Source organism: Pantoea vagans, assembly GCF_004792415.1.
Taxonomy (GTDB): domain Bacteria; phylum Pseudomonadota; class Gammaproteobacteria; order Enterobacterales; family Enterobacteriaceae; genus Pantoea; species Pantoea vagans.
On the sequence record NZ_CP038853.1, the window covers coordinates 3,908,654 to 3,922,459 of the forward strand.

Here is a 13,806-nt window from a genome sequence, read left to right on the forward strand (position 1 = left end):
ATTTACCGGCATTCAGCGCCTTACAGGGCCGCTACCGTCAACTTTCCAGCCTGCCACTCATCAATCAGGAAGAATGGCATCGGCAATAGCCACTCGCCGTTTTTGACCTGCGCCAGATAATGCCAGGTTGTCTCGCCGGAGGTGATCGCGACGCGCTGTCGGCTCCCCTCCGCGGCGCTGGATTTACCGGTCATACTGGCAAAGCCGGCATTGCTGCCCACGTGGAAATGCGGCGTCTGCCAGCGCACGGGCGCATGGTCAGGCCACGCCTGGGCATGATGAAAACTGAACAGCTCATCATGGCTCAGGAGGCTTTCACGCACTGTCGGCCATAACGCCACCTTAAGGAAATACTGATCGGTGAAGCGTTCACTGCCCTGATACTGCGCAATAAAATCGCGCATCGCCTGCTCTACGTTCTGGAAGACGCCGTGACAGCCGCCCCACATTCCCGCCAGCAGCAGTTCGGTATGAGAGAAGTAGTCGCGCATATGGTGAAACCAGTAAGGCGACGCCAGCCAGGCGTTAACCGCGGCCGCTTCGCGCTCCGATAGCAGCGAGTCGGCATCGCGCACGATAAAGCGCTTCACCGTCGGATCGTCGAGCACCAGAAAACGCCACAGGGTCGGAAACAGTGTTTTCTCGTGAGACATATCGACCAGCTGGACGTGTGGCTGGTCCAGGCGCTGCCAGACATGCTGCGGCACGCTGTCATCAAGGTAGATGCGGCAAACCCAGCCGGGATAGAACTCAGGCGCCACCTCAACGTTTTTAATCAGCGTTTCGCAATAGCGTGGCTGATCGCCATACAGGCAGAAGGCGATGACATTCTGCTGTGGCTGGCTGAGATCGACAGGCTCAGGTTGCGGAGCAGGAAACGCGGCACGCTGTCCCTGACTGAAACGCGCATCAGAGCGCATCAGCGACGTCAGACCAAAACGTGCCACCTCTTCCTTTTTGCCCAGCCAGCCGCACACTTCGGTTAAGCCATCCAGCCAGGTTTCAGAAGCCGTGGCCTGCACCGCGGGCGGTGACTGATAAATCTTCTGGTAGATTTTGTACGATTTATTGTACTGACCCAGACGCAGCAGGCAGAGCGCGTAGTCGCTCAGCACCTGCATCTGATTGGGCATTGAGCGCAAGACTTCTTCGCAGCACCGGGCAGCCAGCGCGTGGTCACCCTGCTGCATGGCAGCGCGAAAACGTTCGGCGCTGCGTTCCAGCCGGGCATTGATTGCCGCAGGATTAGCGCCAGGAACAGGACGTCGGACAGGAATCGTATTGCGCATAAAAACTCTCAGGTTTCACTGATGTTACGCGCCGTTAACTACCGGCAACAGGTTTTGAGTCTGGACAAAAAACCTGCTGCCAGACGCGGGCGTTATAATAAACGACGCGCCGCTTCGACCACAATCTTCACTGCGTCACTTTCTGTCTGCTTCATGGTGACCGCATCCGGAATCTCTTTCTGAGTACGGTTCACAATCACGCCCGCGACCATGCCGGCCCGCAGACCCTGGCTGGCGCACATGGTTAACAGCGTTGCAGATTCCATCTCATAGTTGAGAACGCCCATCTCCTGCCACTCTTTCATCGATCCTTTGAAACGACTGACGACGCGGCCTGAAACGGTGTCGTAGCGCTCCTGGCCCGGATAGAAGGTGTCAGAAGAGGCGGTGATGCCAATGTGGGTTTTCGCGCCACAGGCTTCAGCGGCGGCAACCAGTGCAGTGGTGCAGGCGAAGTCAGCGACAGCCGGGAATTCCATCGGGGCAAAATGCAGGCTTGCTCCGTCCAGGCGAACGGATGCGGTGGTCACCAGCACATCGCCGACGTTGATGTGTGGCTGGATAGCACCTGTGGTACCGACACGCAGGAAGGTACGCACGCCAAGCTGCGCCAGCTCTTCGACCGCAATCGATGTAGAAGGACCGCCGATGCCTGTTGAGCAGACCACGACCGGCTTACCATCAAGTTTTGCCAGCCAGGAGGTAAATTCACGGTGTGAGGCGAGATGCGTGGCATCTTCCATCAGTCCGGCAATTTTCTTCACACGCTCCGGGTCGCCCGGCACAATCGCCAGGGTCGCGCCCTGCAGATCGGCTTTTGTCAGGCCAAGATGGAAAACGTCAGACTGTGTCATTTTCAGACTCCTGTTAAGGGAAGGTAGCGCGCCACTCTACGCCAGCACGCCCGATAAATATGTGACAACATTCACTTAAGAAAATGAAAGTTACATTTCCCGGAAGATAAAATGTGATTTTAATCACACAATTACGTCTTATTCTTCCGGATAGCCCTTAGCGAGGCTGTGTCAGGGTCGGCGCAGTGTTAAAGAGGTGGATGATATTATTCGCTGCTGATTCTGTTACCCGACACCTGGACGCAGACGCTTTACGGCCAGGCTATAGTTACGTGATTGCGCAAATGCTTGCACGGAGAGAATAATGAAACCCAGTGACACTATGGCACAAAAACCGGCGACGGGCGGCTTTGCCCCTGCCGTGCAGCCCACCGCCTCTACCACCATTATTACCGAAAGCCCGGCGATTCACTCAGGTGAAACCTCAGTGCCCAGCCAGGGCGAAAACATGCCGGCATTTTTTGCAAAACCGCACTCAGCGGAAGGCCCATTGCCTGTGGTGCTGGTGGTGCAGGAGATCTTTGGCGTCCATGAACACATCCGGGACATCTGTCGCCGTCTGGCGCTGGAAGGCTATCTGGCGATTGCGCCTGAGCTCTATTTCCGCGAAGGCGACCCGACTGAGTATAACGATATCCCGACCCTGTTCAGCGAACTGGTCAGCAAAGTGCCGGATACGCAGGTACTGGCCGATCTCGATCATGCCGCTAACTGGGCAGCACGTAATGGCGGTGATATCCGTCGCATGGGCATCACCGGTTTTTGCTGGGGTGGCCGCATTACCTGGCTCTACGCCGCGCATAACCCACAGCTACGCGCTGCGGTTGCCTGGTATGGACGATTAATCGGCGAGCGAACGCTGAAGCAGCAGAAGCATCCAATTGATGTTGCGGTCGATCTGAGTGCACCGGTGTTAGGTTTGTATGGTGGTCAGGATGACGGCATTCCGCTGGAGAGCGTCGAGCAGATGCGTCAGGCGCTGCATGCCGCCAATGCGACCGCCGAGATCATCGTCTATCCCGAGGCGGGACATGCGTTTAATGCTGACTACCGTCCGAGCTATCATGCTGAATCAGCCAATGATGGCTGGCAGCGGATGCTGGCCTGGTTCAGGCAGTATGGCGTTGCATCAAAATAGCATCACGTGTTGGCAGCAATAGATTAGTTCAATACGCAGGGAACACGGTCAGAGGAGGAAAGCGTCCCGCGCCATGGATGGGGCGGGCCGAGCGTGCCATGGATGGGGCGGGCCGAGCGTGCCATGGATGGCGGTTTTTGCGTCTTTCCGATCTGAGCGTGTTCCCTGTGCCTGCACGATCTTATAGCAGGCTTTAGCAGGATTTATCAAAAACAGGGGCGCTTCTGCGCCCCTGTTTTTTTGCCAACCGGTCCCATTCCTACGCCGTCTCACCACGCAGTTTCTTCGCCGCCGTCACCATATTCGCCAGCGCCTGACGCGTCTCCGTCCAGCCACGCGTTTTCAGACCGCAGTCCGGGTTTACCCACAGACGCGCTTCCGGAATCCGTTTCGCCGCCTTCAGCAACAGCGCCTCTATCCACGCCACGCTGGGAACATTAGGCGAGTGAATGTCATAGACGCCGGGCCCGATTTCATTCGGGTAGTCGAAGTGTTCGAACGACTCCAGTAAGTCCATGTCAGACCGTGAAGTTTCGATGGTAATCACATCCGCATCCAGCGCCGCGATGGCGTCCATGATGTCGTTAAACTCGCAGTAACACATATGTGTATGAATCTGGGTTTCATCCTGCGCCACCGCCGCATTCAGCCGGAAGGCCTCCACCGCCCAGTTCAGATAGTCCGCCCACTCAGACTGATGCAGTGGCAGACCTTCACGCAGGGCAGGCTCATCGATCTGAATAATACCAATACCTGCTTTCTCCAGATCTTCCACCTCATCCCGCAGCGCCAGCGCGATCTGCTTCGCGATGGTTTCTCGTGATACATCTTCACGCGGAAATGACCAGCACAGAATCGTCACCGGGCCGGTCAGCATTCCTTTTACCGGCTTGTCGGTCAGCGACTGCGCATACTTCGCCCACTCAACGGTAATCGCCTCTGGGCGACTGACATCGCCGATGATCACAGGCGGTTTCACACAGCGGGAACCGTAACTCTGTACCCAGCCATTCTGGGTGAAGACAAATCCCTCCAGATGCTCGCCGAAGTACTCAACCATGTCGTTACGTTCCGCTTCACCGTGCACCAGCACATCCAGTCCCAGCCGCTCCTGTTCGGTAATCGCCTGTCTGATGTGCTCCGCGATGCCGGTGCGGTAATGGTTGCTGTCGAGACGGCCCTGTTTAAAGTCGAGGCGCAGGCCGCGAATTTCAGTGGTCTGCGGAAATGAGCCGATGGTGGTAGTGGGCCACGCGGGCAGATTGAAACGCTGACGCTGCAGCGCTGCCCGCACCGGGTAGGCGTTCTGGCGCTCACTGTGCTGCGGCGTAATGGCCTGCAGCCGCTGTCCCACCGCCGCATTATGCACGCGGCGGGAATGAGCACGGGCACGCACCGGTGCGCTCCAGGCGTCCAGCAGCGTCGCATCATTGTTATTCAGTGCCTGACTCAGCAGTGAAAGCTCAGCACATTTCTGCAGCGCAAAGGCGAACCAGCTTTTGACCTCATCATCCAGCCGGGTCTCGACGCCGAGATCGATCGGACTGTGCAGCAGAGAACAGGAAGAGCCAATCCATACCTGTTCACGCTGAGTAATCAGCGGTTGCAGGCGACTGAACCAGCGGCTCAGATCGGCGCGCCAGACGTTACGACCGTTAATCACGCCCAGCGACAGCAGCCAGCTGGGGGGCAGTTGCTGATTCAGATGCTCAATATCATCGCGGCCATGGACCAGATCGACATGCAGGCCCTGTACCGGCAGCTCACGAATAACATCAAGGTTCTGGCCGATGCTGTCAAAATAGGTGGTCAGCAGCAGCTTGCTGTGCCCCTGCAGGGCGTCATACGCCGGTTTAAACGCATCGCGCCACGTCTGTGGCAGCTCCAGCGCCAGGGCGGGTTCATCGATCTGAACCCATTCGATGCCGCGCTTCGCCAGTTCTGCCAGCACCTGCTGGTAGACCGGTAGAATCCTTTCCAGCAGCGACAGACGTTCAAACGGCTCACCTTTAACTTTACCCAGCCACAGATACGTCACCGGTCCCAGCAGCACCGGTTTGATGTTGTGGCCCAGCGCCAGCGCCTCATCCACCTCGTCCAGTAGCTGAGTCCAGGTCAGTTTAAAGGTCTGGTCCTGAGTAAATTCCGGCACCATGTAGTGATAATTGGTGTTAAACCATTTCGTCATTTCTGCCGCCGCCGCAGGCTCGCCAGTCGGCGCACGACCGCGCCCCAGACGAAACAGCGTGTCGAGATCAACGGTCCCTTCTTTGTTCTGATGACGCGCGGGCACGTTGCCCAGCAGCAGGCTGGTGGTCAGCACATGATCATACCAGGCGAAATCGCCGACCGGCAGCAGATCGACACCCGCCTCTTTCTGTTGTTGCCAGTGTCGGGCGCGCAGCTCGCGGCCCGTTGCCAGTAACGCCTGCTGCGTGCTGTCGCCCGCCCAGTAACTCTCCAGGGCTTTTTTCAGTTCACGGCGCAGGCCAATACGGGGAAAGCCGAGGGTATGGTTCAGGATAGTCATATGCTGTTCTCCAGATAATCTTTCACTTTGGCTTAAATGGGCAGCCAAAGATGTTTAGCCGTCCAGATGTTTACACTGCTATACTCTGCGGGTACTGTATGTTGCTCAAGCGCAATATGTTCATTTTCGATGTGAAGGACTCTCATGATCGAACTCAAGCACCTGCGGACGCTTCAGGCTCTGCGCAATACCGGATCGCTGGCGGCGGCGGCGGCCCAGCTTCATCAGACGCAATCGGCGTTGTCTCACCAGTTCAGCGATCTGGAGCAGCGGCTGGGATTCCGCCTGTTCGTGCGTAAAAGTCAGCCACTGCGCTTTACGCCGCAGGGCGATATTCTGCTGCAGCTGGCGGAACAGGTGCTGCCGCAGATTCAGCAGGCGTTGCAGGCCTGCCATGAGCCGCATCAGACCACGCTGCGGGTAGCGATTGAGTGTCACAGCTGCATTCAGTGGCTGACCCCGGCGCTGGATAAGTTCCGTCAGAGCTGGCCGCAAGTAGTGATGGATTTTAAATCGGGCGTGACCTTTGATCCCCAGCCCGCTCTGCAACAGGGTGAGCTGGATGTGGTGCTGACCTCCGACATTCTGGCGCGCTCGGGCCTGTTCTACTCGCCGATGTTTGATTATGAAGTGCGGCTGGTGCTGGCGACGGATCATCCGCTGGCGCAGGTTGAGCAGATTTCGCCGGAAGATTTAGCCGATGAAGTGCTGATGATCTATCCGGTGCAGCGTCAGCGTCTGGATATCTGGCGTCACTTCCTGCAGCCCGCTGGCGTCAGTCCGGCCCTGAAAAGTGTGGATAACACCCTGCTGATGATTCAGATGGTGTCGGCACGCATGGGGATTGCCGCACTGCCGCACTGGGTGGTGGAGAGTTTTGAGAAGCAGGGTCTGGTCGTCACGCGCACGCTGGGTGAGGGTCTGTGGAGCCGTCTTTATGCCGCCGTACGTGAAGGTGAGCAGCGTCAGCCGGTGCTGGAGGCGTTTATCCGTTTTGCCCGTCAGCACGCCTGTGAGCATCTGCCATTTGTACGCGACGCCGCACTGCCCGGTACGGTGTTGCAACGGTAATCCGGCCAGCACAAACCTGCGCGAAGGCGGGCAAAATCCCCTATAATGCGCAGCCTGTCGACTGACCATGAGAAGATCTCACCATGACTAACAACGATATTCTGCGCAGCGTGCGCTACATGCTCAACCTGAGCGATGCCAAAATGGTGGAGATTTTTGCGCTGGCAGAATGTGACGTGCCGCAGACAGATATTCAGGCGTGGCTGAAAAAAGATGACGATGCGGCGTTCCGTCCCTGCCCCGATGTGCTGATGGGTTATTTCCTGAATGGCCTGATCTTTTACCGTCGCGGCAAGAGTGAAGATGCGCCTGCACCGTCGATTGAACGCAAGATGACGAACAACATCTTCATGAAAAAACTGCGTATCGCTTTCGATTTAAAAACCACCGACATCCCTGACGTGCTCAAACGCGTGAACTTTACCGTTTCGCAGGCGGAAGTCGGCGCGATTTTCCGCAAGCCCGATCATAAAAATTACCGCGAGTGCGGCGATCAGATTCTGCGTAACTTCCTGAAAGGGCTGGCGATGATTCAGCGCCCTAAGAGTGAGAAGCCAGCTTAATTTCTGATCGCTTCTGACCCCTGCGTGGTCAGAGGTGGCGCATCTGATCGCAAAGAAAACCTGCATCCATGCAGTACGGCCTCGCCATCCCTGGCCCGGCCGATCGACAGGGAGGTGAGATTGCTTCGCGATCGGACGCCCCAGCCCGGGAGGCGGCACCCATTCAACAGCCACTTTTCAAAGCCTGTTTATGGTCTGTGGCACCGCACCCCTTTCACCTTATGACCGGTCACCGCGCCCCACTACCCAGCGCTTATGCACCCACAGCGAGGCGATGATCACCAGCGCGCCCGCAATAAAGCTCGGCCAGTGCGGTTTCTGCTGCCAGATAGCCAGATTCACCAGCAGCCCGGCGGGCACGTGCATGTTATTCATGATGCCCAGCGTACCGGCATCGACCTGCGTCGCACCGTAGTTCCACATAAAATAGCCGAGACCGGAAGCCGCAACGCCCAGCCAGACCAGAATGCCCCACTGCAATGAGGTGGTCGGTAACTTCTGCGGGTTGCCCCAGGCGCACCAGGCGATGACGGCAATCAACACCGCCCCCAGATAGAACCAGGAGAAGGCCGTGTGCTGCGGCATTGGGCGGGTCTCCTGCAGACGCTTATAGCCCACCATGCCTGCCGCAAAGCAGACGTTAGCCAGCTGTACTAACAGCAGACCAAACCAGAAATGATCGCTGACTTTGTCATAGCGAATAATAGCCGCACCCGCTACCGCCAGTAACGCACTGAAGATATAGCCGATCCGCAGCGGACGACGGCTGATCAGATCGTAAATCAGCGTCACATAGAGCGGCGTCATCACCGTAAACAGCAGGAATTCTGACACGCTAAGGTAGAGATAGGCTTCGAAGCTCAGCAGATACATCACGCCCAGCTGCAGCATCCCCACCAGCATATACAGCAGTAGCGTGGAAGGGCGATAACCCCGCCAGCGCAGGAAAGGCAAAAATACCAGCGCAGCCAGCGCCAGCCGCATCAGCACAGAGAACCAGCTATCCACCTGCCCGGCGAGGTATTCGCCAATCAGGCTGAACGAAAAGGCCCACAGAATGGTGGTAATAATCAATAAAAACACGGCAACGACCCCGAAATTAACAGGCCGACAGTGTAAACAATGTGCCGCCGTCAGGCTGTGAAATCTGGTTGACATCTGATTATAAACCAGGCGATTAAAAAGCCGGCCGGATAGCCTGCTTACACTTCCTGACACATCAATCGACAGAACAGGTTTTCAGCCAGATAAAATGCGCGAAATGATCCATCTGGTGATCACTTCCGCTCCCTACTGTAATAAAACTGTAACAAATGTGTCATTCATCACAGTAACGTTGCGCAACTAACACTATTCTTTGCGCGAAATGGAACATTCTGCATCCATTTTGTTCTGCACTTTCCTGCTCCAACCTGCCGGGAATGAAAAACCATAATGTGCCCTGGAGGGCCTCACTGATGCTGAGCATTTTTAAACCTGCACCACGTCAGCCGCAGGTGGCGGCGGATCACGTTGATCCGCTCTACCGTCGTCTGCGCTGGCAAATTTTCATCGGGATCTTCTTTGGTTATGCTGCCTACTACCTGGTCAGAAAAAACTTCGCACTCGCCATGCCCTACCTGGTCGAGCAGGGTTTTTCACGTGGCGATCTCGGGTTTGCCCTGTCCGGCATCTCCATTGCCTACGGCTTTTCAAAATTCATCATGGGCTCGGTCTCTGACCGATCAAACCCGCGCGTCTTCTTACCAGCCGGTCTGATTCTGGCCGCAGCAGTGATGCTGATCATGGGATTCGTCCCCTGGGCGACCTCCAGCATCATGGTGATGTTCGTACTGCTGTTTATCTGCGGCTGGTTCCAGGGCATGGGCTGGCCACCCTGTGGGCGCACCATGGTTCACTGGTGGTCGCAGAAGGAGCGCGGCAGGATCGTTTCGGTCTGGAACTGTGCGCATAACGTGGGCGGGGGTATTCCGCCACTGCTCTTCCTGCTCGGCATGGCGTGGTTCAACGACTGGAAAGCGGCGCTTTATATGCCCGCGTTTGGTGCCATTGCTATTGCGATTATTGCCTTTGCGCTGATGCGTGACACGCCGCAATCCTGTGGCCTGCCACCGATTGAAGAGTACAAAAACGACTACCCGCCCGACTACGATGCCAGCCACGAAGAGGAGCTGACGGCAAAACAGATCTTCATGAAGTATGTGTTGCCGAACAAGCTGCTGTGGTACATCGCGCTGGCCAACGTCTTTGTCTATCTGCTGCGCTACGGCATCCTCGACTGGTCACCCACCTATCTGCGCGAAGTCAAACACTTCACACTGGATAAATCGTCGTGGGCCTACTTCCTGTATGAATACGCGGGGATTCCGGGAACGCTGCTGTGTGGCTGGATGTCGGACAAAGTGTTCCGGGGTAATCGCGGTGCGACCGGCGTATTCTTTATGACGCTGGTGACCATTGCGACCGTGATTTACTGGCTCAACCCGGCGGGCAATCCTGGCGTCGACATGGCCTGCATGATCGTGATTGGCTTCCTGATCTACGGTCCGGTGATGCTGATTGGTCTGCATGCGCTGGAGCTGGCACCGAAAAAAGCAGCAGGGACGGCGGCGGGCTTTACCGGCCTGTTCGGTTACCTGGGTGGCTCGGTCGCGGCCAGCGCCATTGTCGGTTACACCGTCGATTATTTCGGCTGGGACGGCGGCTTTATGGTGATGATTGCGGGCTGTGTGCTGGCGGTTATTCTGCTGTTACTGACCATGGTCAGCGAACACAAACACAAAAAGACCCTGGCCTGACGGCAATAAAAAGGGCCGGTTATCCGGCCCTTTTAACGCAGGCTGCTTAAGCAAGATAGAGCGTGCGCAGCGTCTGCGGCACCGCATCATCGGCATTCGAACCAATCACATCCAGCTCTGGCAGCGTATCTTTTAAGCGCTGATGGGCGTTCTGCATGATATAGCCTTTACCCGCCATGCTCAGCATCTCCACATCATTCATACCGTCGCCAAAGGCAATGCAGCTCTCCAGCGAGTGACCCAGCGTTTTCGCGACCGCTTCCAGCGCATGTCCTTTCGACACGCCGCCCGCCATCACTTCAAGGCAGGTTGGCAGCGAGAAACTGACGTTAACCCGATCGCCCCAGCGCGCTTCAATCGCCTGCTCCATTGGGATCAGATGCTCAGGGTTTTCGCAGGTGAAGAAGACCTTACTGATGTTGCTGGTTGGCAGCAGACCTGGCTCGTAGACCTGATAGTTGAACACTGACTCGCGGAAATAGTCCTGCTCAGCCGGGCTTGAACGGCTGACAAACCACTCATCGTCGCGGTAAACGTGCGTCAGAATATCGCTGTGATGATACTGCAGGCCAAACAGGTCGCTGGCGATATCCTCATCCAGATTATGACTGAACACCAGCTCGCCCTCTGCGTTGTGCACACGCGCGCCGTTCGAGGTGATCATATAGGCCGGAATCGCCAGGCTGTCGCGCATCTGTCCGACATCGATATGATGACGGCCGGTGGCGAAGACAAAGTGAATATCCTTAGCGACCAGCTGCTGCAGCGTTTCACGTGCAAAAGGGGTCAGGCGATGTTCGGGAGAAAGCAGCGTGCCATCCAGATCGGATGCAACGATGTGATACATGAAAACCTCGGGTATCTGGTTCTGCCGGTTTTTACCGGTCGGATAAATAACGTCAGTGGTGCGATGAAAAAAAGTCGACCACTGCATTGAGTGCTTCGGCACGCATCTCATCTTTTTCAAACAGGATCTCGTGACGCGCGCCGTCGATCACCCGTGGCTGATTACCTTCACACGGATGACCCGCCGCCGCCATCGCGGCACAAAACAGGTCCTGCGAACGATTGTCGACCACCCGATCGTCGCTGGCCTGTAACAGCAGCAGCGGCGTAGTGATCTTATCCACCTGACTGATGATGTTGCGCCCCGCATGGATGCCTTCGCGTACCCAATGGTAGGTCGGTCCGCCCACACGAATCGCCGGATCGTCCGCATAAAAACGCAGGTTACGCCGGTAACGCTCGGCGCTATGGGTCAGCCGGTTAATGCCAAACGGATGCGCGCGCCAGCGTCCGGTGCCGAGCGCATAGCCATCGCGCAAGGCTGGACGTTTCTCCGCCCAGTCCAGGATACGATGAGCCAGAAAAGAGGGCAACGGTAAGGCAATGCCAAACATCGGTGCCACCAGCGCGACGGCATGAAACGCCTGCGGCTGACGCGCCAGAAACAGCGTTAAAATCGCGCCACCCATTGAGTGAGCCAGGGCATAGCGCTGCTGGTAATGGCCGCTGACGATCTCTTTCAGATAGAGCGTTTCAAGATCGTCAACGTAATGCGTGAATTCTGCCACGTGACCGCGGTGTGAATCTTCCAGCAGCCGATCGGAGCGCCCCTGACCGCGATGGTCCAGGATCACCACATCAAATCCGCAGTGAAACAGATCGTACGCCAGCTCAGGATATTTTATGTAACTCTCGATGCGTCCCGGCACAATCAGGATCACACGCTTGTGTTGCGGCGATGTGAAGCGAACATAGCGCAGCGTCAGATTACCCACGCCGGTAAACTCAAGCTCCTCACGACTGTGCCAGAAATCGAGCAGCGGCCCGGTGGCGAAGGCAGCAAAGGCTTTTTCCCGTCGCAGCCAGCTGGCTTTGTGTTGATTCATTCGCCCTCCTGATGACCGGATACAGAGTCCTGAACGCCCTGCGCGGGCCGTAGCGCCGCGCTTATTTCTGGCGTATTGTGTCACAAATCCGCGACTAAAGAGAGCCTGACCCATGACCATCGAATGGTGGCTGACCTACCTGCTTACCACCACAATTCTGAGCCTGTCGCCGGGTTCCGGTGCAATCAATACCATGAGTACCGGGATCAGCCACGGCTATCGCGGCACGGTGGCCTCTATCTCCGGTTTGCAGGTCGGCCTGGCGCTGCACATCGTGCTGGTCGGCATCGGTCTGGGCGCGCTGTTTTCGCAGTCGCTGCTGGCGTTTGAAATTCTGAAATGGGCCGGTGCAGCCTATCTGGTCTGGCTGGGTATTCAGCAGTGGCGCTCAGCAGGCGGCATCGATCTTGATGCGGTCGCCAGAGCGATGCCGCGTCGTCGCCTGTTCAAACGTGCCGTGCTGGTTAACCTCACCAACCCGAAAAGTATCGTTTTTCTGGCGGCGCTGTTCCCGCAGTTTATCCAGCCGCATCAGCCGCTGTTTATGCAGTATCTGGTGCTCGGCGTGACCACCGTGGTGGTGGATATCATCGTGATGATTGGCTACGCCACGCTGGCAACGCGCATTGCTGGCTGGATTAAAGGGCCAAAGCAGATGAAGTTAATGAACCGTATTTTCGGTGGGCTGTTTATGGCGGTGGGCGCACTGCTGGCCAGCGCCAGAAAAATCGCTTAACACCTGACGCGCCGAATCCGGCGCGCAATTTCTTCCTTACCGCTGCTACGGTGCGCTCAGTGGCACCGCACGTAACACAATCATGCCTGGCTTCGACTGCATATATTCCCTGAACGGTGTATCGACAACCCTGCGATTAGCGGCCAGTGATGAGGCGTTCCTGAACCACAACCTGCCATCATGCCGGACGGCAATTCCGGCATGCGTGACATCCAGCCCCTGCGCGGGGGTGTAAACCCCGATGTAATCGCCAGTCTGGATCTGCGCCAGCACCTTTGGTGTGATCGCCCGGGCCGGAATGTAGGTGATGCGGCGAGGAATGATACCCAGACCGGGCACCTGTTCTTTTCCACGAGCCTGATGATTGAGCTGCTTCACTACCGTCACCGCATCCGGGCTGAGGGTGCCGGTGACATCATCGGCATTGCGCGGGTTCTCAGCGAACCAGTCGGAAAAGAAGTGGCGACGCTTCAGAAAGCTGACCTCGCCGCCAGCGTAGCGGGTCCGAATCAGGCTAGCCTCAAAGCTGGCGCGGTCATGGCTGCGGCTCAGCGCCTGGACATAATCAAGCAGCGTGAAACAATCCACCTCCTTGAAATTGATCACCAGCGCTTCCGGCGTATCTGGGGATCCAATCAGCGTATCCGCCTGGTAAGGCGTGCCGAGAAAAGCAGCAGAGATCTGGCTAATCCTTTCGCCCTGCAGCTCTGACGCCGGGGATGTCTGCGCCAGGATAGCCGACACGCTATCTCCTTTCGCCGGTTCGGGAACGCGATTATGGGCAGCATCAGGGGAAGCGCAGGCGCTGATACAGGCCGCGATAACCAATAGTAAAAGGGGTTTTACTCGCATCATCCTCTCCATGAAAAATAGTCCGTCGATACGACCATACCGGAGGTGATGGTTTCATTAATTAACGAAGGGTGACTTTTTGT

General features: G+C 56.8%; 12 protein-coding genes. 5 read left to right on the forward strand and 7 right to left on the reverse strand.

Features of this window, described 5'->3' with window-relative positions; genetic code table 11:
• Positions 1 to 20 precede the first annotated feature (20 nt).
• Positions 21 to 1,289 (reverse strand): tetratricopeptide repeat protein, encoded by a 1,269-nt coding sequence (locus EGO56_RS18285; RefSeq protein ID WP_135910448.1) that lies wholly within the window; start codon positions 1,287 to 1,289, stop codon positions 21 to 23.
• A gap of 92 nt (positions 1,290 to 1,381) precedes the next feature.
• Positions 1,382 to 2,143 carry a uridine phosphorylase gene (udp, locus tag EGO56_RS18290; protein WP_033734831.1) on the reverse strand — a complete coding sequence of 254 codons (762 nt, stop codon included), beginning with the start codon at positions 2,141 to 2,143 and terminating at the stop codon, positions 1,382 to 1,384.
• Between the two features lie 304 nt (positions 2,144 to 2,447).
• Between udp and EGO56_RS18295 the strand changes: the two genes are divergently transcribed.
• On the forward strand, positions 2,448 to 3,281 hold the full coding sequence (locus EGO56_RS18295; protein WP_135910449.1) for a dienelactone hydrolase family protein: 834 nt from the start codon (positions 2,448 to 2,450) through the stop codon (positions 3,279 to 3,281).
• Positions 3,282 to 3,540: 259 nt separating this feature from the next.
• Here EGO56_RS18295 and metE read toward each other — a convergent pair whose 3' ends face one another.
• Positions 3,541 to 5,811, reverse strand: a complete 2,271-nt coding sequence (metE, locus tag EGO56_RS18300) for a 5-methyltetrahydropteroyltriglutamate--homocysteine S-methyltransferase (protein WP_135910450.1) — start codon at positions 5,809 to 5,811, stop codon at positions 3,541 to 3,543.
• Positions 5,812 to 5,955: 144 nt separating this feature from the next.
• Here metE and metR point away from each other — a divergent pair, with 144 nt between their 5' ends.
• Together metR and EGO56_RS18310 are read left to right on the forward strand one after the other, a co-directional pair.
• The gene (gene metR / locus EGO56_RS18305; RefSeq protein WP_013359706.1) at positions 5,956 to 6,882 is read left to right on the forward strand and encodes an HTH-type transcriptional regulator MetR; all 927 of its coding nucleotides are present in this window, start codon (positions 5,956 to 5,958) and stop codon (positions 6,880 to 6,882) included.
• Positions 6,883 to 6,965: 83 nt separating this feature from the next.
• Positions 6,966 to 7,445, forward strand: a complete 480-nt coding sequence (locus EGO56_RS18310) for a YehS family protein (protein ID WP_013359705.1) — start codon at positions 6,966 to 6,968, stop codon at positions 7,443 to 7,445.
• 219 nt (positions 7,446 to 7,664) lie between these two features.
• On the opposite strand, the gene EGO56_RS18315 is transcribed toward EGO56_RS18310, so the two are convergent.
• On the reverse strand, positions 7,665 to 8,528 hold the full coding sequence (locus EGO56_RS18315; RefSeq protein ID WP_135910451.1) for a carboxylate/amino acid/amine transporter: 864 nt from the start codon (positions 8,526 to 8,528) through the stop codon (positions 7,665 to 7,667).
• A gap of 374 nt (positions 8,529 to 8,902) precedes the next feature.
• Between EGO56_RS18315 and glpT the strand changes: the two genes are divergently transcribed.
• Complete coding sequence (gene glpT, locus EGO56_RS18320; RefSeq protein WP_033734825.1) at positions 8,903 to 10,243, forward strand: glycerol-3-phosphate transporter; 1,341 nt, start codon at positions 8,903 to 8,905, stop codon at positions 10,241 to 10,243.
• 46 nt (positions 10,244 to 10,289) lie between these two features.
• On the opposite strand, the gene yigL is transcribed toward glpT, so the two are convergent.
• Positions 10,290 to 11,090 carry a sugar/pyridoxal phosphate phosphatase YigL gene (gene yigL, locus EGO56_RS18325; protein WP_033784698.1) on the reverse strand — a complete coding sequence of 267 codons (801 nt, stop codon included), beginning with the start codon at positions 11,088 to 11,090 and terminating at the stop codon, positions 10,290 to 10,292.
• 52 nt (positions 11,091 to 11,142) lie between these two features.
• Positions 11,143 to 12,135, reverse strand: coding sequence for a lysophospholipase L2 (gene pldB / locus EGO56_RS18330; protein WP_135910452.1), 993 nt, complete (start codon positions 12,133 to 12,135; stop codon positions 11,143 to 11,145).
• Between the two features lie 112 nt (positions 12,136 to 12,247).
• Between pldB and rhtB the strand changes: the two genes are divergently transcribed.
• Positions 12,248 to 12,871, forward strand: coding sequence for a homoserine/homoserine lactone efflux protein (gene rhtB, locus EGO56_RS18335; protein WP_010257290.1), 624 nt, complete (start codon positions 12,248 to 12,250; stop codon positions 12,869 to 12,871).
• Between the two features lie 45 nt (positions 12,872 to 12,916).
• On the opposite strand, the gene EGO56_RS18340 is transcribed toward rhtB, so the two are convergent.
• Entirely contained in the window at positions 12,917 to 13,723 is an 807-nt protein-coding gene (locus EGO56_RS18340; RefSeq protein ID WP_135910607.1) for a DUF1460 domain-containing protein, read from the reverse strand.
• Between the last annotated feature and the right edge of the window lie 83 nt (positions 13,724 to 13,806).